Here is an 18,388-nt window from a genome sequence, read left to right as displayed (position 1 = left end):
CGGCTCCCAACACCGGCTTACTCCTCGCCCTCATGGGTGGCACCCCGGGTGGTCGGCGGCTCGACGACCTGGCGCCCCTGCCCGGAGACCGGGCAGCTGGTGCGCACCGGGCAGACCCGGCACTTCGAATTGGCCACCGCGGCGAACGTGGCAGCGGCCATCGTATCGGCGGTCCGCCGGACCAGCACGGTCGCCCAGCCGGCCGCCGGGCCCTCACCCGCCGCCGGCTGGTTCTGCTCCCGGGCGTCCTTGGCGGAGGTGCCGAGCTGCACCAGCGCCGCGCCCCCGGACTCGTCGCCGAACTCGGCGAACGCCCCCGCCTCCACCGCCGCCTGGTAGGCGCCGAGCTGCGGGTGCTCGGCCAGTTCGCTGCCGGTGACGGCGGTGGACTTGCCGGTCTTCAGGTCGATCACCACCAGCCGGCCGGCCTCGTCGACCTCCAGCCGGTCGACCCGCCCGGTCAGGTCGACCGGCCGATGCGGGTCGTCCAGCCGGACCGCGAACTCGTGCTCGATGGCGAGCAGCCGGCGCGGGTTGGTGGCCAGCCAGCGCAGCAGCTTGTCGACCATCGCCTCGGCGCGTTCCCGTTCCGGCCCGGCCATCCACCGGGCGGCCAGCTCAATCGCGTCGAACCGGGCCGCCACGTAGTCCAGCAGGGCACCCCGGTCGGCGCTGGCGTCCTCGGCGAGCATCGCGGCGGCGTGCACCAGGTTGCCCACGCCCTGCGCGGTGCTGGTCGGGCCGCTGCCGCCGTGCCGTTCCAGCAGCCAGCGCAGGCTGCACCGCAGCGCGCTCTCCATCGCCGACGGCGTGACCCGCACCGGCTTGCCGTCATCGACCAGGGGCCGGTCGTCGGAGAGCGCCCGCAGGCCCCACCAGTCGTCCGGGTGCGCGCCGGGCACTCCGGCGGCGGCGAGGCGGGCCAGCTCGGCCGCCGCCGCGCGCCGCCGGGCCGCCGGCGCGGCCGGGTCGGTGATGGCGGTACGCAGCTCGGCGACCAACGCCGGCAGGGTGAGCGCCCGGGGTGGCCGGGTCACCGGCAGCGCGCCGGGGCCGTCCGACTCCCCGTCACCGTCCTCCCCCTCCGCACCACCGTCGCCGGATGCGCCACCGTTGCCGGATGCCGAGCCACCGTTGCCGGATGCCGAGCCACCGTTGCCGGTTGCCGAGCCGCCGTCGCGGCCTGCCGCGCCACCGTTGCCGGTTGCCGAGCCACCGTCGCGGCCTGCCGCGCCACCGTTGCCGGTTGCCGAGCCACCGTCGCGGGCCGTCGCGCCACCGTCGCCGGGTGCGCTGGCGGCCGTGGACGAGGTGGGCGGCGGACCGCCGTCGTCGGGTGGCGGGCCGTTGCGCGGGACGGGCGGTGCGGGTGGCGGGGTGGACGGTGGCGCGCTCGGGCCCAGCTCGTGCAGGAAACGGCTCGGCTGCTCCTCGTGGTCGTCACCGCCGACGGCGGCCGACGCCACGGCGCTCACCAGCAGGCGGTGCCGGGCACGACTGATGGCGACGTGGAAGAGGCGGCGTTCCTCGTCCAGCAGCGCCGAGGTCTGACCCACCACGTTCGCCGCGGTCGCGCCGCCGACGGACCGGCCGGCCAGCACGTCGACCAGCCGCTCCGAGCCGAGCAGGCTGCCACGCAGCCGCAGATCGGGCCAGATGCCCTCCTGCACACCGGCCACCGCGACCAGGTCCCATTCCAGACCCTTCGCCGCGTGGGCCGTGAGCAGCCGCACCGCCGCGCCCCGGTCGGCGGTCGGCGCGATGGTGTCGGCCGGCAGGTCCTGGGCGAGAACGTGGTCGAGGAAGACCTCGGTACGGGCACCGGGCAGCCGGTCGGTGAAGCGGGCCGCCGCGTCGAAGAGCACCAGCACGGCGTCCAGGTCGCGGTCGGCGGCCTCGGCGCGCCGCCGTCGGGCCAGGTCCCCCTCGCCGGGGGCGGGCCGGCCCTGGCCGATCGCGCCGGCCCACCGTTCGGCGAGGCCGCTGGCGTCCCAGACTTCCCAGAGCACGGTCTCGGCGGTCGCACCGGGTTGGGCGGCCGCGTCCCGGGCGGTGGCGAGCAGACCAGCCACCGCCTGCGCCGGCTCCGCCCACCGCCGGTCGATGCCGGCCAGCTCGGTCGGGTCGCGCAACGCCTCGACGATCAGCTCACCGGACGGTCGCCGGTCGCCGCCGGACAGCGCCAACGCCCGCAGGCCCTGCCGCAGCCGCCGTTCGGCCAGCGGATCCGCACCACCGAGCGGCGAGTGCAGCAACGCGACCGCCGCCTCCTCGTCCAGGTGCTCCGGTTCCAGGGCGCAGCGCAGCAGGAGCAGCAACGGTGCCACCGCCGGTTGCAGGTGCAGCGGCAGGTCCTCGCCGTGCACCACGGTGGGTACACCGGCAGCGTGCAGCGCCCGTTGCAGGGTGGGCAGCTGCAACGCGGTGGACCGCACCAGCACCGCCATCCGCGACCAGGGCACACCGTCGAGCAGGTGGGCCGAGCGCAGCGCGTGGGCCAGCCAGGCGGCCTCGCTGGTCGCCGAGCGGAACGTGTGCACCTCGACCACACCGGGCGGCGCGTCCGGCAGTGGGTGCAGCCGGCGGTGCGCCGACGGGCCACGCAGCCGACGACCCAGCCGGGCGATCGCGGCGAGCAGGCCCGGCCCGGCCCGGTACGACGTGGTGAGCAGCACCTGCGCCGCGGGTGCCCCGGACGCGGTCCGGAATCGGTGCGCGAAGGTGCTCACCCCGGCCGGGTCGGCGCCCCGGAACGCGTAGGTGGACGAATCCGGGTCGGCGAACGCGACAAGGGACTTGCCCCCACCGGCGATCACCGAGAGCAGGTCGAGTTGGGCGGGGTCCGTGTCGGCCAGCTCGTCGACGTACACGTGGGCGAGCCGGCGACGCTCGGCGGTCAGCAACTCCTCGTCGTCGCGCAACAACCCGGTGGCGGCGCGGACCAGTTCGGCCGGGTCGTACGCGATCGAGCCCCGGTTGCTGACGTCGCGCAGTGCGAGCACCGACACGTACTCCCGCAGGAAGCGGGCGGCCGCCGGCCAGTCGGCGCGGCCGAGCTTGTCACCCAGCCGGGCCAGGTCGATCGGGCCCACCCCGCGTTCGGCGGCGCGCATCAGCAGGTCGCGCAGCTGACCGGCGAAGGCCCTGGTCCGCAGGGCCGGGCGCAGGTCGGTCGGCCAGCCGACCGGGTCGTCGTCGGGCTCCTCGCCCACCACGTCGAGCAGCTCGCGGATGATCAGATCCTGCTCGGGGCCGGTGAGCAGGCGCGGTGACGGCTCGCCCCGTTCGGCGGCGGCCCGGCGCAGCAGCCCGAAGGCGTACGCGGGGAAGGTGCGCACCAACGGCTCGCGCAGCACCCGGTGGCCGTCCTGCGCCACCCGGGCCTCGATGCGCTGACGCAGTGCGGTGGCGCCCCGACGGCCGAAGGTCAGCACCAGGACCCGTTCGGGGTCGACGCCCTCGCGCACCCGGGCGGCGACCGCCTCGACCAGGGTGCTGGTCTTGCCGGTGCCCGGACCGCCGAGCACCAGCAGCGGCCCGTCGGTGTGCGCCACCACCTCGGCCTGCGAGCGGTCGACGCGCCACCCGGCGGGCACCGGCTCGGTGTCGGCGGACGCACCGCCGGCGGCGGGCACGGAACTGTCGGCCGGCGCCGCCCCGTCCCCCCGCGCCGGCCCCTCGGACCGCCGCACCAACCGGTACGCCTGCATCAGCTCATCCCATCAGAGGAGTACGACACCCACCGAGCCCCACCCCACCCCATCACGCTCCGTCGATCTTGAGGTTAGCGGCGCGACACGCCGACGGCCTCGCCGCCAACCTCATGATCGACCGGGAAGGCTGGGAGCCCGCGTCAGGTCAGGGCGGACTCCAGGGCGTCCAGGGCGTCCGGGACGGTGGTGGTCACCGTCAGCAGGTCGCGGCCGGCGGGTTTGAGGAAGTGCTGGTCGGTGAGGGTGTCGAGCCAGTCCAGCAGGGGGCGGTAGAAGCCGTCGGTGTCGATCAGCACCATCGGCTTGCCGTGTAGGGCGAGGGTGGCCGTGGTCCAGACCTCGAACAGCTCGTCGAGCGTGCCCAGCCCACCGGGCAGGGTGAGAAAGGCGTCCGACTTCTCGATCATCAGCGTCTTGCGACTGGCCATCGAGTCGGTGACCAGCAGTTCGTCCGATGCCAGGTCGGCGACCTCCAGGTCGACCAACGCCTGCGGGATCACACCCACAGTGCGCCCGCCGGCGGCGCGGGCACCATCGGCCAGCGCACCCATCATGCCGACGCAGCCACCGCCGCTCACCAGCGTGTGCCCACGCCGGGCCAGCTCCGCGCCGGTCTCCGCGGCCAGGTCCAGGAAACGCTGGTCGAGGGTACGGGAGGACGCGCAGAAGACGCAGATCGCCGCCATCAGTTGTCCCGTGGCTGGTCGGCGGCCTGGTCGGCGGCGGCCTGCCGGTCGGCGCCGGTACGCGCGACGGCCTCGTCGCGGACCGCGTCCTGCTCGACGGAGAGCGCCGCCTCGGACTCGACGATGTGCCGAACCGCCGTGTTGACGTCGTCGGTGAGGCAGATCAGGTCCAGGTCGACCGGGCCGATCTTGCCGCCGGCGGCCATCGTGTCGCGCAGCCAGTCGAGCAGCCCCTGCCAGTACGCGACGCCCATCAGCACGACCGGGAACCGGGTCACCTTGCCGGTCTGCACCAGCGTGAGCGCCTCGAACAGCTCGTCCATGGTGCCGAAGCCGCCGGGCAGCACCACGAACGCCTGCGCGTACTTCACGAACATCGTCTTGCGGGCGAAGAAGTAGCGGAAGTCGATGGCCAGGTCGACCCAGTCGTTGATGCCCTGCTCGAACGGCAGCTCGATGCCGAGCCCGACGGACAGACCGCCGGCCTCGGTGGCACCCCGGTTGGCGGCCTCCATCACTCCCGGCCCACCACCGGTGATCACGGCGTAACCGGCCCGGGCCAGTGCCCCGCCGACCTCTTCGGCCAGCTTGCACTCGGCGGTGGCCGGACCGCTACGCGCCGAACCGAAGACACTGACCGCCGGCGGCAGGTCGGCGAGGGTGTCGAAACCCTCGACGAACTCACTGAGGATGCGCAGCGCCCGCCACGCGTCCCTGGTCTTCCAGTCGCCGCGCCCGCGCGAGTCCAGCAGTCGCTGGTCGGCGGTGCTGCTCGGGATCGCCCCCCGGCGCAGCGTGACCGCGCCCCGGTGCCGCTCCTGCGCTGGACCGCGGCCGGCCTCCCGCCCGTTGCTGTGGCTCATGGAGCAACCGTAGTGGAGCAGCACCCGCCGGGTGTGCGGGGCGCGGACGCCGAGAAATAGTTCGCGATCAACGCAACTATTCGGCTCGCCCGTACGTCTTACTATTCACATACCGGGTATGCCCCGGCGCGCGCCTTCGGGGGAGGAGACAGCGTGATCAGTAACAGCGAGATGATCCGGATCCGCCGCCAGATGCAGCGACGGATCAGAGACGTGGTGGCCGAGCGCCGCCACATCCGGGACCTGACCCCCTCCCCCACGGCCCCCGCCACCTCCGGAGCTGATCAAGAGGTTTGCGTCGCCGACAACGGGCCCGGCTGACGCAAACCTCTTGATCACCGGGCGCGATACGCCCGGTGCGCCGGTCAGGCCGGGGCCAGCCAGCGGTGCAGGGTTGCCGCGCCGTCACGGATCTTGCTGATCTCGACGTGCTCGTCCGGGTGGTGCGCCAGGTTGGGGTCGCCCGGCCCGAAGTTCAGCGCGGGGATGCCCATGGCCGCGAACCGGGCCACGTCCGTCCAGCCCAGCTTGCCGATCGGGGCCGCGCCGACCGCCGCCAGGAACTCCTTCGCCGGGGCCGCCTCCAGCCCGGGCGGGGCGCCGGCCGCCGAGTCCGTCACGACCAGGTCGAAGCCGGCGAAGACCTCGCGCAGATGCGCCTCCGCCTCGGCCGGGGTGCGGTCCGGCGCGAACCGGTAGTTGACCTCGATCTCACAGTGGTCGGGGATCACGTTGCCGGCGACCCCGCCGTTGATCCGCACCGCGTTCATGCCCTCGCGGTAGTCGCAGCCGTCGATGGTGACCCGCCGGGCCTCGTACGTCTGGAGGCGCCGCAGCACCTCACCGGCACCGTGGATGGCGTTCACGCCGTGCCAGGAACGCGCCGAGTGCGCCCGCACCCCGGTCGTGGTGACCACCGACCGCATGGTGCCCTGGCAACCCGCCTCGACGATGCCGTAGGTGGGCTCCAGCAGCACCGCGAAGTCCGCCTCCAGCCACTCCGGGAACGCCTGGGCGACCAGGTTCAGCCCGTTGTACCGCGACTCGATCTCCTCCGCCTCGTAGAAGAAGTACGTCACGTCGTAGCGCGGGTCGGGCAGGGTCACCGCCAGGTGCAGCGCGTACGCGGTGCCGGACTTCATGTCCGAGGTGCCGCAGCCGTACATCAGGTCGCCGCGCATCGTCGACGGAAAGTTGTTGTTCAGTGGCACGGTGTCCAGGTGCCCGGCCAGCACGACGCGCTGCGACCGACCGAGGTCGGTGCGCGCCATCACGGTGTTGCCGTGCCGGTGGGTGCTCAGGTGTGGCACACCGCGCAGGACCTCCTCGACACAGTCGGCGATCGCCTTCTCGTTGAGGGACACGGACTCGATGTCGACGAGAGCGCGGGTCAGCGCCACCGGATCGGCGAGGACCTCGGGGGTCAGCGGGTTCTCCATGGTTCGCACGGTACCTTCAGGTCTGTCAGCGCGAGGAGTGAGCTGAGGCCGGCGCGGCCCAGACCGAGAGGTGTAACAGTGACGTCCGCAGATTCCGCCTGGGGCATCGGCCTGGCCACCGTCACCGCCGACGGGCAGGTGCTCGACACCTGGTACCCGACCGGCAAGCTGGGCCTGGGCGAGCTGCCGTTGGTCGCCGGCGAGGGTGAGTCGGACGTGCTCGATCTGCCGCCGGGTGCGCTCGGCGACCGGGCCCTGCCCGGTCTGCGTACCGTGCAGGTGGTCACCGTGGTCGGCTCGCTGGACGACCCGATCAAGGACGCCCCGGACGCGTACCTCCGGTTGCACCTGCTATCGCACCGCCTGGTGCGACCCAACCAGCTCAACCTGGACGGCATCTTCGGCAAGCTGGCCAACGTGGCGTGGACCTCCGCCGGGCCGTGCCCGCCGGAGCGGGTCGACGAGCTGCGGGTGATCGAGCGGGCCGCCGGCCGCCACCTCGCCGTCTACGGGGTGGACAAGTTCCCCCGGATGACCGACTACGTGGTGCCGTCCGGCGTGCGGATCGCCGACGCGGACCGGGTCCGCCTCGGCGCGCACCTGGCCGCCGGCACGACCGTGATGCACGAGGGTTTCTGCAACTTCAACGCCGGCACGCTCGGCACCTCGATGGTCGAGGGGCGGATCGTGCAGGGCGTGGTGGTGGGGGACGGCTCCGACGTGGGCGCGGGAGCGTCGATCATGGGGACCCTCTCCGGCGGCGGCACCGATAAGGTCAGCATCGGCGAGCGGAGCCTGGTCGGCGCGAACGCCGGCATCGGCATCTCGCTGGGCGACGACTGCGTGGTGGAGGCCGGCTGCTATGTCACGGCCGGCTCGAAGGTCACCCTCCCGGACGGCCGGGTCGTCAAGGCCCGAGAGCTGTCCGGCATCGACGGTCTGCTGTTCTGGCGCAACTCGGTGACCGGCACGCTGGAAGCCCGTCCGCGGACCGGCCGGGGCATCGAACTGAACGCCGCCCTGCACGCCAACGACTGACGCACCCGCCGGGTCCGCGGCACCGCGCCGCGGACCCGGACGGGGTACGCCTCAGCGCAACCGGTACGCCTGGATGATCCGTTGCGTCGCCGTGTTACCGGCGGCGTCCCGCGCGGTGGCCCGCAGCGACACGTGCCCGGTGCCGGTCGGATGCTGCACCAGGGCCGACCAGCCGTCGCCGGAGGTGCGGACCAGCTTCGCCGCGCGCCAGGTCTTCCCGCCGTCGTACGAGACGTCGACGGTGAGCTTCTCCACCCGGGCGGCCGCCGCGCCGGGCTGCCGCTGCACCCGCACCGGGACGACGAAGCTCCGACCGGCCGGAGCGCTGTTGTCGACCCGCAACGGCGGCGCGAAGCGGATCGCCGACAGGGGCAGCCGGGCCGGCGTGTCACCGGCGACGTGCCGGGACCGGAAGGTCCAGCTGGACTCCACCTCGGTGCTCAGGTCGGTGAAGCTGCGCTTCGCCGAGGTGACGAGCCGGTAGTTCGCCGCACCCGGTGGCACGGCGAACTCGCCGTAGCCGGCGTACTCGCTCTCGCCGACCAGCTTGCCGTCGCGCCAGAGTTCGGTCCGCTCGCTGTCGGCGAGTGACCCGCCCGGGTGCCCGGCGGCGTCGCTGAACATCGGCAGCCCGACCCAGACGGTGTCACCGACCCGGGTGACGCTCTCCTCGGGCCAGCGCGGGGTCGGGAACGACGGTCCGTACGGGGCCTGGCTCCAGACCTCCTGCACCGTCCGCCCGGCCCGGTACGCGGTCGCCGTGGAGAAGAGCGCGGCCTGCGCGTTCAGCCAGCCTTCCTCGTCCCGCGTTCCGAAGTCGAGCTCGGACTCCCACCGCACACCCCTGGTGTTGTAGTACTCGACCCGCTGGCCGGGCACCGCGGTGGGCAGGATCAGGGCCGAGCCGCCGACGTTGTACTCCAGCACGGGGTACACGATCCGCTCGGCCTCCGTGCCCGGGTAGCCATCGTGGAACCGGTGCACGACGGTGGCCAGGTCCCGTCGGGCGTAGTCGCGGACGAACCCCGTCGGCATCCGGCCAGGGATCGCCTCGGCCAGTGCGTACAGGTAGGGGCTGTTGGCCGTGTCCGGCGTGGTCCACTGGCTGCTGACCGTGGCGACGAACCGGTCGGCGGCGACCGGCTTGCCGAGCTGACCGCTGGTCAGGCCGGTGAACGTCTCGGCCCAGAGCCCGATGCCGTACGCGCTGCCGTCCTCGGCCGTGAAGTTGCCGCTGAGGTCGATCAGCTGTGGGACGGCGTTCCGGTCCGGAACGGTCGTCCGTACCGGCTTGGCCGAGCGGGCGTCCACGACGATCCGGGTGTCCTGCTCGATGGCCACGTCGGGCTGCGCCAACAGGGACATCCCGCCCTGCTCACCCTCCGGTGCGGGCTCGAGCACGAGAGCGCTCAGGCCGTAGTGCCCCTTGGGCACCCGCACGGTCGCCACGCCGTCGGTGCTGACGAGGTCCCAGTAGCTGAAGGTGTCCATCCCGACCAGGGTGCTCCAATGGTCGGCGGTGCGCTCGCCGGCCCGGTTCAGGTGCTCCACGGTCAGCGTGTAGCTCTCCACTTCCCGGTGCACGGCCAGCGGGGTGACCGCGACCGCCGCACCGGATCGGGCCACGATCCGCCCGGTCCAGTAGCCGTCGGCGTCGCCGATCCGGGTGTTCGCGGTGATGGTCGTGGCGGCGGTGCCGCCCGCCGGCACGGTGAGCTGGTTGGCGCCCAACTGGAACAGGCCGGCCGGCAGCGCCCGACCGCCGGGGCCGGCGCCCTCGACGCTCAGGTCGACGCTGACCGGTGCCGGACCGTCGTTGCGCCAGGTGACCGTGCGGGTGATCGGCTCGTCGTCGCCGTGCGGCCAGAGCGTACGCCCGAACGAGACGCTCACCGGGTCGCTGGTGACCTGCTGGGTGATGGCGTGCGCGACGTCGACCCGCCCGGCGCCCTGCTGGTAGGCGGTCTGGTCCGGGTGCGGCTTGGCGGCGGCCATCAGGGTGGCCTTCAGCCGGTCGGCCCGCCATCCCGGGTGCTGCTGGGCGAGCAGCGCCGCCGACCCGGCCACGTGCGGGGTGGCCATCGAGGTGCCGGAGAGGGTGACGTAGCGGTCTCCCACCGGATCGCCGATGACGCCGTTGGCGGACCGGGCGGCGACGATGTCCACGCCGGGCGCGGTGATGTCCGGCTTCAGCGCTTCGTCACCGACCCGCGGGCCCCGGCTGGAGAAGTCGGCCAACTCGTCGTCGCGGTCGACCGCGCCCACGGCGAGCGCGGCGTCGGCGGTGGCCGGGGAGCCGACCGAGCCGTCCGAGCCGTCGTTGCCGGCGGCGAGGACGAACAGCGTGCCGGTCTGCGCGGTCAGGGTCTGCACCGCCTCCTCCAGCGGGTCGACCTCCGGGGTGTCCCAGCCGCTGAGGCTCATGTTGACCACGGCGGCCTTCTTGTCCACCGCGGCCCACTGCATGCCGGCGAGGATCGCCGAGTCGGTGCACCCGATGCCCTCACAGACCTTGCCGTCCAGCAACGTCGCGTCCGGCGCCACGCCCCGGTACTTTCCGCCGGAGGCGGCGCCGGTGCCGGCGATGGTCGAGGCCACGTGGGTGCCGTGGCCGACCGTGTCCCGAGCGTCGGGCACCTCGGTGAAGTTGCGCGCCTCGGCCACCTTGCCGGCCAGGTCCGGGTGGGTCGCGTCGACGCCGGTGTCCAGCACCGCGACGGACACCCCCTTGCCGGTGAACCCGGCCGCCCAGGCGGCGGGCGCGCCGATCTGCGGCACGCTGTGATCGAGGGTCACCTTGCGGCGGCCGTCCAGCCAGATCCGCTCGACGTCCCCCGCCGCGTCGAGGCGGGCACCGGCCGGGCCGGTGGTGACCGTCGTCCAGACCGCGCCGAGGGAGGACTTGCCGGTGGTCAGGGCCGCGCCGCGGATCGCCGGCAGGTCGCGGGTCACCCGCGAGCCCGGCAGCGCGGCCGGGGCACGCCGGGCGATGCCCGTCGAGCGGTACGCCACCAGCAGCGGCAGGGTGTTCCGGTGGGCGTCGTCGTAGCCCGCCTCGACCAGCCCGGTGACGTCGAAGAGCCGCCGGTCGACCCGGCCCGAGCGCAGCAGTGGCAGCGCGTCCGTCGGCGTCACCGAGAGGCGTCCGCGCTCGCGCCGGATCAGGAACCGCACGTCCTCGCGACCGGCGCCGGGTCGGACCGCGGCACCGGAAGCGGTGACGGTGACCCGGTCACCGCTGATCAGCGTGACGGTGGTCGAACGGTTGGCGGTGGGTCCACCCGGAGCGGCCGGTCGGCCGGTGCCGTCCGGCGGGGTGGGCGCGGCGGCTGCCGCCGGAACCGGCGCGGAGAGCGCCAGTGCGAACACGAGGCCGAGGGCGGCCAATCTTCTTCCCTGGTGCAACGGATCCTCCTCGTCAAGCGTCTTGATGTACGGGAGTCACATTGACCTCCTACAATTGCATACCGAGTATGCAAAATTAAGGCCGGAAGATGACGGACCCGCCACGAGCCGACCAACCGGGCCGGCATGATCGGGCGGTGACCTCCATGAAGGACAGAATGCTCGCCGGTGAGCCGTACATCGCCGACGATCCCGAGATCATCGCCGACCTGGACCGGGCCGCCCGGCTGATGGAACGCTTCAACACCAGCCCGGCGGCCGATCCGCGGGCGCGACTCGCGGTGCTGCGCGAACTCCTCGGCGACCTGGGCACGGACACCTGGATCCGCCCACCGTTCTACTGCGACTACGGCTCACGGATCCGGATCGGCCCACGCAGCTTCGTCAACTACAACGCCGTCTTCCTCGACGTCGCCCCCATCACCCTCGGCGCGGACGTCCAGGTCGGCCCGAACGTACAGCTGCTCACCCCGACGCATCCGGTGGAGCCCGGGCCACGGCGGGACAAGTGGGAGGCGGCCAAGCCGATCACCATCGGCGACAACGTCTGGCTCGGCGGCGGCGCGATCGTGCTGGCGGGTGTGACGATCGGCGCCAACACGGTCGTCGGCGCCGGCGCGGTGGTGACCCGTGACCTGCCGTCCAACGTGGTGTCGGTCGGCAACCCGGCCCGGCCGGTCCGCGAACTCGACTAGGGTGCGGCCCCGAGGCCTTGTTCGAGTCGGAGTACACGGAGGACAGCATGGGCGTGATCCACATTGACCTGTTCGCGACGCTCGACCTGGTCGGCCAGGCACCGGGCGGTCCGGACGAGGATTCCGACGGCTTCCCGTACGGGGGATGGCAGGCGCCCCTGTTCGACGAGACCGGCGGCCGACAGGTCGTGGACGGCATGCGGGGCATGGACGCGCTGCTGCTGGGCCGCCGGACCTACGACATCTTCGCCGGGTACTGGCCGCACCAGACCGACGGCGTCGACGGCGGGATCGCCACCCTCTTCAACAGCATCCCGAAGTACGTGGCCTCTCGCGGCACCCCCGACCTGGACTGGGCGGGCTCGACGCAGTTGGGCCCCGACCTGGCGAGTGCCGTGCGGGAGGTGCGGGACAAGCACGAGAAGGTCCACGTGATCGGCAGCCTGAACCTGGTGCAGACCCTCCTGCGCGAACGCCTCTTCGACCAGCTCAACCTGTGGATCTTCCCCATCGTGCTGGGCGTCGGCAAGACCGTGTTCGACGGCGGCGCCGTCCCCGCCAACCTGACCCTCGTCGAGCCGCCCGTCACCACGGACAAGGGCGCGGTGCTCCTGCGCTACCGCCTCGGAGCCGGTACGCCCGCCACCGGCGACATGTCCCGCGAGGACCGCGGCGTCACGGACTGAGGCAGACCCGGCGTGCCCCGGCGGTCCCGTTCAGACCGCCGGCGGCTCGCTGAGGCGGACCACCAGGTCGGCGCGCTCGGCGGTGGGGGTGATGAGGGCCGCGTTCGCCTCGTCAGTGCCCAACGCCCAGGCCCGGGCCTGCTCCGGTGACCGGCCGAACGCCTCGTGCCGGGCGGTCAGCCGGCGCTGGCGCACCTCGGCGTCCAGGTCGAGAAACCACGCCTCGTGCAGCAGCGGCCGGATCTCCTGCCACGGAAAGTCCGGCAGCAGCAGGTAGTTGCCCTCGGTCACCACCAGCCGGACCGAGGGCGGCACCTCGATCGCCCCGGCCACCGGCTCCTCCAGCTCCCGCCGGAACTCCGGCGCGTACACCGAGGTCGGTTCCAGCCGGCGTAGCCGGCGCAGCAGCGAGGCGTACCCGTTGGCGTCGAAGGTGTCGGCCGCGCCCTTGCGGTCCGCGCGGCCCAACCGGACCAGCTGCGACTGCGCGAGGTGGAAACCGTCCATCGGCACCAGCCGGGCGGTCGGCCCGACCTCGGCCACGATCCGCTCGGCGAGGGTGGACTTCCCGGCGCCCGGCGCACCGGCGATGCCGAGCAGCTGTCGCGGGCCGGCCTCGGCCAACGCCAACGCCCGCGCCACCAGCTCGTCGGCGGACAGCACCTGAGCCGGTGGCATCAGCCCAGGACCGGGTCGCTGATGGTGAAGCGCGCCTGCACGGCGGCCTGCACGGTCTGCGGCTGCGGGTCCAACTCCAGCTCCGGTGCGCCGCCGCCCCCGCCAGCCCCGCCGAACGCGGCGCGGGCGAACATCGGACGCTCGGCCGGGCCGGCGTCGGCCAGCTCGATCAACGCGGTGACCCGCGCGCCGAGCGCCTCGGCGTACTCCCGGGCGCGCAGCAGGGCGTCACCGATCGCGGCGTGCCGTGCCTCGCGATGCGCCGGGCTGTCCGGACGAAGCTCCCACCAGGGACCGGCCACCTCGACCTGATCCTGGTCGGCCAACCTGAGCATCAGCTCGCCGAGCGCCGTGAAGTCGGTGACGGTGACGGTGGTGGTGACGCTGCCGTGCCAGGCCACCACCCGCTCGCCCGAGCGTCGGGTCTCCGGCCGCACCCGCAGGTCGCCGGTCTCCCGCCGGGCCACCACCGGGCCGGAGCCGTCCAGCAGCACCCGTACGGCGGCGGCCCGCTCGGCCAGCCGGGTCAACGTGGCCTCCCGGTCCCGGTCCCGAGCCGTCGCGGTGACCGCGAAGCGGGCCAGCTCGGGTGGCACCTCCCGGTACGCCTCGCCGCGCACCTGCACCACCGGGCCATCCACTGCCATGTGCTCAGCCTAGTCAGCCGCCGGCGTCCACGCGGTGTAGGAGACGGCCTCCGAGCCGACCCGACACCCGGTCAGGTGTCCACCGGCGTCGCCCAACCCGCGTAGCCAGGTCACCTCGGCGGCGTGGTCGCCACCGACCGGGAACTCCCGGTCCCGTTCGGCGAACCGCCGACCCAGCAGCGCGGACCGCACGGCGGCGGCCTCGGCGTACCGGGCGGTGAGAGCCGCCGCGTCACCGGCCCGGAGCGCGGCGCCCAGCGCGTCCAGGAAGGCGGTGACCTCGGTCAGCTCGTGCAGCACCCGCTCCCGGTTGCCGAGCAGCATATTCGCGGTCCGCTCGGCGGGGGTGCCGGCCACCCGGGTGCCGTCGCGGAAGCTCCCGGCCGCCAGTGCCAACACCGCGTCACGCAGCGGCGCTCGCTCGGCCGCACCGGCCAAAGCGCCGGCCAGCAGGTGCGGCACGTGTGAGGCGAGGGCGGCCGCCGAGTCGTGCGTCGGCGCGGACATCGGCACCACCCGGGCGTCGAACACCTCCACCAGCAGCCCGGTCAGCCAACGGAAGGCGTTTGTCGCGGCGCCCGGCGCCGGGCACAGCACCCAGGCGGCACCGGCCAGCAGCCTCGGGGAGGCGGCGGACAGGCCGGTCGACTCCGCGCCGGCCATCGGGTGCCCGGGGACGAAGCGGTCGAGGAGCCCGAGCCGGGCCGCCACCTCGGTCACCTCTGACTTGGTGCTGCCGACGTCGGTGAGCACACAGCCCGGTGCCGTGGCGGCGGCCACCTGGGCCAGCGTCCGGGGCAGCGTGGGCAGGGGGCCGCAGAGGAAGACCACGTCCCGGTCGGCCACGGCCTGCTCGATCGTGTCCGGCGCGGCGACTCCGCTGGCACGTGCCCGCTCGCGGGTGGCCGGGTCGGGATCCCACCCGGCCACGTCCAGGCCGGCGTCGGCGAGGCGCAGCAGCACCGAACCGCCGATCAGCCCGGTGCCGACGACGGCCGCCCGCACCCTGGCGTACCGCCCGGACGTGCCGTCGGTCATCGCCGGCCCGCCGGTGTCAGGCCCGCAGCCGGCCGGCGACCGCCGCGACGTGCTCGTCGGACTCGGTCAGCGCGACCCGGACGTGCTGAGCGGCCGTGGGGCCGTAGAAGACGCCCGCGGCGACCAGGATGCCGCGTCGGGCCAGCCAGTCGACCGTCTCCCAGCAGTCCTCACCACGGGTGAGCCAGAGGTAGAGACCGGCCTCCGAGTGCTCGACCGTGAAGCCGGCACCGGTGAACGCGGCCCTCAACACCTCACGACGAGCGCGGTAGCGCTCCCGCTGCTCGTCGGCGTGTCGCTCGTCCTGCAGGGCGGCCACCATCGCCGCCTGCACCGGCGCGGGCACGATCATGCCGGCGTGCTTGCGGACCTTCAGCAACTCGGCGACGAGCGCCGGATCGCCGGCCACGAAACCGGCCCGGTAGCCGGCGAGGTTGGAACGCTTGGAGAGCGAGTGCAGAGCCAGCACACCGTCGTAGGTGCCACCGCAGACCTGCGGGGACAGCACCGACACCGGCTCGGCCGACCAGCCGAGCGGCAGGTAACACTCGTCGCTGGCGACCACCGCGCCGCGCTCCCGGGCCCAGTCGACCACCTTGCGCAGGTGCGCCGCGGGCAGCACCCGGCCGGTCGGGTTGCCGGGCGAGTTGACCCAGACCAACCGCACCCGCGAGGTCGGCCCGACCGACGTGAGCGAGTCGGTACGGACCACGGTGGCGCCGGCCAGCCGTGCCCCGTCCTCGTAGGTGGGGTACGCGACCGACGGCACGACGACGACGTCACCCGGACCGATGCCGAGCAGGGTGGGCAGCCAGGCGACCAACTCCTTCGAGCCGATGGTCGGCAGCACACCGAGACCGTCGACCCCGGCGCCACAGGCGCGGGCGACCCACGCGGCGATCGCGGCACGCAGCGCCGGGGTGCCGGCGGTCAGCGGATAGCCGGGAGCGTCGGACGCGTCGGCCAGCGCCTGGCGGATCACCTCGGGCACCGGGTCGACCGGCGTACCCATGGAGAGGTTGATCAGGCCCTCCGGATGCGCCGCGGCCAGAGCGGCCGCGGCGTCCAGGGTGTCCCAGGTGAACTCGGGCAGCCGCGACGAGACCGGCGCGGGCGTGCTCAGTGGCCCTCGCCGCGCGGCGGCTGCGCGGCGACGAAGGTCGCGTCCTTCTCCACCTTGCCGATCTTCGAGGCGCCCCCGGGCGAGCCCAGGTCCTCGAAGAACTCGTAGTTGGCGCCCGTGTAGTCCTTCCACTGCTCCGGGACGTCGTCCTCGTAGAAGATCGCCTCCACCGGGCAGACCGGCTCACAGGCACCACAGTCGACGCACTCGTCGGGGTGGATGTAGAGCATCCGATTGCCCTCGTAAATGCAGTCGACCGGGCACTCCTCGATGCATGCCTTGTCGAGCACATCCACGCACGGCTCGGCGATGATGTAGGTCACCGGTCTTCTCCTCCGCAAGACACGTCGCGATCTCCCGCGACGGTAAGAGCCTAGTATCTCGCCGGGGAGGGGGTCGATCGTGCTCCGACAGCAGGATGTGGGACACCGGATCGTGGTTCGCCGGATTGTGGGGATTCGCGAAGGCCGCCCCCTGTTCTCCGACGCTCTCGGCGAACTGGTGGAGCTGAGCGAGACTCATCTCACGCTGGCCACCGCGCAGGGTCGGCTGCGGGTGCCGGTGACACAGGTCCACCGGGCCAAGCGGGTGCCGCCGACGCGTCGACCGACCGCCGCGGCAGTCGTGGCGCTGGAGCGGGCCGCCGACGAGGCCTGGCCGGCGACCACCCGTGGCCGCCTGGGAGACTGGCTGCTCAGATCGGCCGACGGCTGGACCGGGCGGGCCAACTCGGCGCTGCCGATCGGCGACCCGGACCGGCCGCTGCCGGCCGCCGTGGACGCGGTGGAGCGCTGGTACGCCGAGCAGGGCCAGCCGGCGATGGTCAACACACCACTGCCGCTCGCCGCGCCGGTCGGCGCCGAGCTGGACGCCCGAGGATGGGGCAGCCGCCCGCCCACGCTGGTGCAGACCGCGCCGCTCCCCCTGCCCACGTCGACCCCGGCCGACGCCGCCGCCGGCGCGGACGTCGAGCTGAACACCGCACCCAGCGAGAAATGGTTGGCCGTCGCCGCCGGCCGCAAGGGTGGCCTGCCGGACGCCGCACGGCACGTACTCACCGCCGTGGCCCAGGTGCGCTTCGCCCACGCGTACGTCGACGGCGAACTGGTGGCGACCGGCCGGGGCACGGTGACCGGCGGCGGACGCTGGCTCGGCCTGAGCCTCATCGAGGTGCTGCCGGCGGCCCGCCGCCGGGGGCTGGCCCGGCAGGTGATCCACGAGCTGGCCGCCTGGGCGGAGTCAGCCGGCGCGACGCGCGCGTTTCTCCAGGTGGAGCAGCGCAACAGCGCGGCGGTGGCGCTCTACCAGAAGCTTGGCTTCACCACCCACCACACCTACCTGACCCGCGTCGCCCCGCACTGACGATCCGACCGCCCCGACGGGTCAGCGGCGGACGACTCGGCGCGGCTTGGCGGCCTTGACCTCGGCGTACCGCTTGAGCTGCTGCGAGCGGTAGTCGCGACCGAGCGCGGTGAGCACCAGGTACCCGATCAGCACCCCGGCGCCGGTGGCGAGCAGGTACAGCCAGATCTGGGCGAAGAACGTCCCCGCCCCACCGGCGAACGGATCGTGGCCGACCAGCAGCGGCCCGACCAGCACGGTCAGCGCCATCGCGGCCCCCACCACGACGGCCACGTCGCCCGCCCAGGCACCCAGTGGCCGCCGGCTGCCCCAGCGGAAGGCGACCACGGCCAGGATCAACCCGATCACCACGAACATCGCCAGCGACATCCGATCGGCGGCGGTGTCGTCACCGTCGAAGCCGAACCGGATGATCAGCCGGGCGGCGACGTTCGCCGCGAACAGGGCCCCCGTGAGCACTCCGACATCCCGCCACCGTCTGTCCATCGCGCGACCTCCTGCCGTACGCCCCATCGCGGGGCCGCATCCCTGGCAGGAATATCTACCACCCGTACCTGGGTGGCGTCATCAGCCGAGGAGGGTGGGCGGCGGGGCGAGGATCTGCCGGAAACCCATCACCGCGAAGGTCATCGCGCCGGCCACGATCATGGCCAGACCGACCCAGTTGTCGCCGGCCAGCAGCAGGTCACCCTCTGTGGTCCGGATGGCGGCCACCGCCATCAGCGCGAACCACGGCACCGCGGGCAGTGCCACCGCCCACCGGCGGCCCACCGCCTCGTGCGCGAACCAGCTCAGCGCGATGTTGGCGCCGACGGCGACCAGCACCGACACGCCGATCAACTGGCCACCGACGCGGACCGTGGCGAGCAGCAGCTCCAGCACCCCGGTCAGCACCCCGGCCAGCACCACCACGACCCCGCCGGCCACCCGCAGGCCCAGGTCCAGCAGTCGCGGCGGCGGCCCCGCCTCCGGCGGGGTGTCCTGATCGTGCACGACCGACATCGGCGCGGCGGGC

Annotated in this window: 16 protein-coding genes; 4 read left to right on the top strand and 12 right to left on the bottom strand. The window is 73.5% G+C overall.

The window, feature by feature from the left end:
* Window positions 1-17: 17 nt before the first annotated feature.
* The 4 genes from O7620_RS30195 to dapE form a co-directional block, all read right to left on the bottom strand.
* The gene (locus O7620_RS30195; protein WP_278126528.1) at window positions 18-3,710 is read right to left on the bottom strand and encodes an ATP-dependent DNA helicase; all 3,693 of its coding nucleotides are present in this window, start codon (window positions 3,708-3,710) and stop codon (window positions 18-20) included.
* Window positions 3,711-3,853: 143 nt separating this feature from the next.
* Window positions 3,854-4,399, bottom strand: a complete 546-nt coding sequence (locus O7620_RS30190) for a TIGR00730 family Rossman fold protein (RefSeq protein WP_151490721.1) — start codon at window positions 4,397-4,399, stop codon at window positions 3,854-3,856.
* Window positions 4,399-5,262 carry a TIGR00730 family Rossman fold protein gene (locus O7620_RS30185; RefSeq protein WP_151490722.1) on the bottom strand — a complete coding sequence of 288 codons (864 nt, stop codon included), beginning with the start codon at window positions 5,260-5,262 and terminating at the stop codon, window positions 4,399-4,401. Before O7620_RS30185 ends, O7620_RS30190 begins: the two co-directional genes overlap by 1 nt.
* Window positions 5,263-5,627: 365 nt before the next feature.
* Window positions 5,628-6,701 carry a succinyl-diaminopimelate desuccinylase gene (gene dapE / locus O7620_RS30180; protein WP_278126525.1) on the bottom strand — a complete coding sequence of 358 codons (1,074 nt, stop codon included), beginning with the start codon at window positions 6,699-6,701 and terminating at the stop codon, window positions 5,628-5,630.
* 78 nt (window positions 6,702-6,779) lie between these two features.
* Between dapE and dapD the strand changes: the two genes are divergently transcribed.
* A complete protein-coding gene (gene dapD, locus O7620_RS30175) occupies window positions 6,780-7,739 on the top strand; it encodes a 2,3,4,5-tetrahydropyridine-2,6-dicarboxylate N-succinyltransferase (protein ID WP_278126524.1) in 960 nt (319 codons plus the stop codon).
* Between the two features lie 51 nt (window positions 7,740-7,790).
* Here the strand turns inward: dapD and O7620_RS30170 are convergent, their stop codons facing one another.
* Complete coding sequence (locus tag O7620_RS30170) at window positions 7,791-11,144, bottom strand: S8 family serine peptidase (RefSeq protein WP_278126523.1); 3,354 nt, start codon at window positions 11,142-11,144, stop codon at window positions 7,791-7,793.
* Between the two features lie 158 nt (window positions 11,145-11,302).
* On the opposite strand from O7620_RS30170, the gene O7620_RS30165 reads away from it, so the two are divergent.
* Window positions 11,303-11,839 carry a sugar O-acetyltransferase gene (locus tag O7620_RS30165; RefSeq protein ID WP_278127215.1) on the top strand — a complete coding sequence of 179 codons (537 nt, stop codon included), beginning with the start codon at window positions 11,303-11,305 and terminating at the stop codon, window positions 11,837-11,839.
* Window positions 11,840-11,886: 47 nt separating this feature from the next.
* Window positions 11,887-12,525 (top strand): dihydrofolate reductase family protein, encoded by a 639-nt coding sequence (locus O7620_RS30160; RefSeq protein ID WP_278126522.1) that lies wholly within the window; start codon window positions 11,887-11,889, stop codon window positions 12,523-12,525.
* 30 nt (window positions 12,526-12,555) lie between these two features.
* Here the strand turns inward: O7620_RS30160 and O7620_RS30155 are convergent, their stop codons facing one another.
* From O7620_RS30155 to fdxA, 5 genes are read right to left on the bottom strand one after another with little or no spacing between them, the layout of a single operon-like run.
* Complete coding sequence (locus O7620_RS30155) at window positions 12,556-13,203, bottom strand: nucleoside/nucleotide kinase family protein (RefSeq protein ID WP_151490727.1); 648 nt, start codon at window positions 13,201-13,203, stop codon at window positions 12,556-12,558.
* Window positions 13,203-13,850, bottom strand: a complete 648-nt coding sequence (locus O7620_RS30150; RefSeq protein WP_278126520.1) for an SIMPL domain-containing protein — start codon at window positions 13,848-13,850, stop codon at window positions 13,203-13,205. The genes O7620_RS30155 and O7620_RS30150 overlap by 1 nt, the downstream gene beginning before the upstream one ends.
* A 9-nt stretch (window positions 13,851-13,859) precedes the next feature.
* On the bottom strand, window positions 13,860-14,888 hold the full coding sequence (locus tag O7620_RS30145; RefSeq protein ID WP_278126519.1) for a prephenate dehydrogenase/arogenate dehydrogenase family protein: 1,029 nt from the start codon (window positions 14,886-14,888) through the stop codon (window positions 13,860-13,862).
* Window positions 14,889-14,904: 16 nt separating this feature from the next.
* The gene (gene dapC / locus O7620_RS30140) at window positions 14,905-16,011 is read right to left on the bottom strand and encodes a succinyldiaminopimelate transaminase (protein ID WP_278127213.1); all 1,107 of its coding nucleotides are present in this window, start codon (window positions 16,009-16,011) and stop codon (window positions 14,905-14,907) included.
* The gene (gene fdxA, locus O7620_RS30135) at window positions 16,008-16,334 is read right to left on the bottom strand and encodes a ferredoxin (RefSeq protein ID WP_007464872.1); all 327 of its coding nucleotides are present in this window, start codon (window positions 16,332-16,334) and stop codon (window positions 16,008-16,010) included. The genes dapC and fdxA overlap by 4 nt, the downstream gene beginning before the upstream one ends.
* Before the next feature lie 79 nt (window positions 16,335-16,413).
* On the opposite strand from fdxA, the gene O7620_RS30130 reads away from it, so the two are divergent.
* Window positions 16,414-17,373 carry a GNAT family N-acetyltransferase gene (locus O7620_RS30130; protein ID WP_278126517.1) on the top strand — a complete coding sequence of 320 codons (960 nt, stop codon included), beginning with the start codon at window positions 16,414-16,416 and terminating at the stop codon, window positions 17,371-17,373.
* Window positions 17,374-17,394: 21 nt separating this feature from the next.
* Here O7620_RS30130 and O7620_RS30125 read toward each other — a convergent pair whose 3' ends face one another.
* Together O7620_RS30125 and O7620_RS30120 are read right to left on the bottom strand one after the other, a co-directional pair.
* On the bottom strand, window positions 17,395-17,859 hold the full coding sequence (locus tag O7620_RS30125; RefSeq protein WP_151490732.1) for a hypothetical protein: 465 nt from the start codon (window positions 17,857-17,859) through the stop codon (window positions 17,395-17,397).
* A gap of 81 nt (window positions 17,860-17,940) precedes the next feature.
* Complete coding sequence (locus O7620_RS30120) at window positions 17,941-18,375, bottom strand: hypothetical protein (protein ID WP_278127210.1); 435 nt, start codon at window positions 18,373-18,375, stop codon at window positions 17,941-17,943.
* Window positions 18,376-18,388: the final 13 nt, after the last annotated feature.

The organism is Micromonospora sp. WMMD710 (genome assembly GCF_029626045.1).
Classification (GTDB): domain Bacteria; phylum Actinomycetota; class Actinomycetes; order Mycobacteriales; family Micromonosporaceae; genus Micromonospora.
Note: the sequence above shows the minus strand (reverse complement) of the source record. Positions and strands in the feature narration are given on the sequence as shown.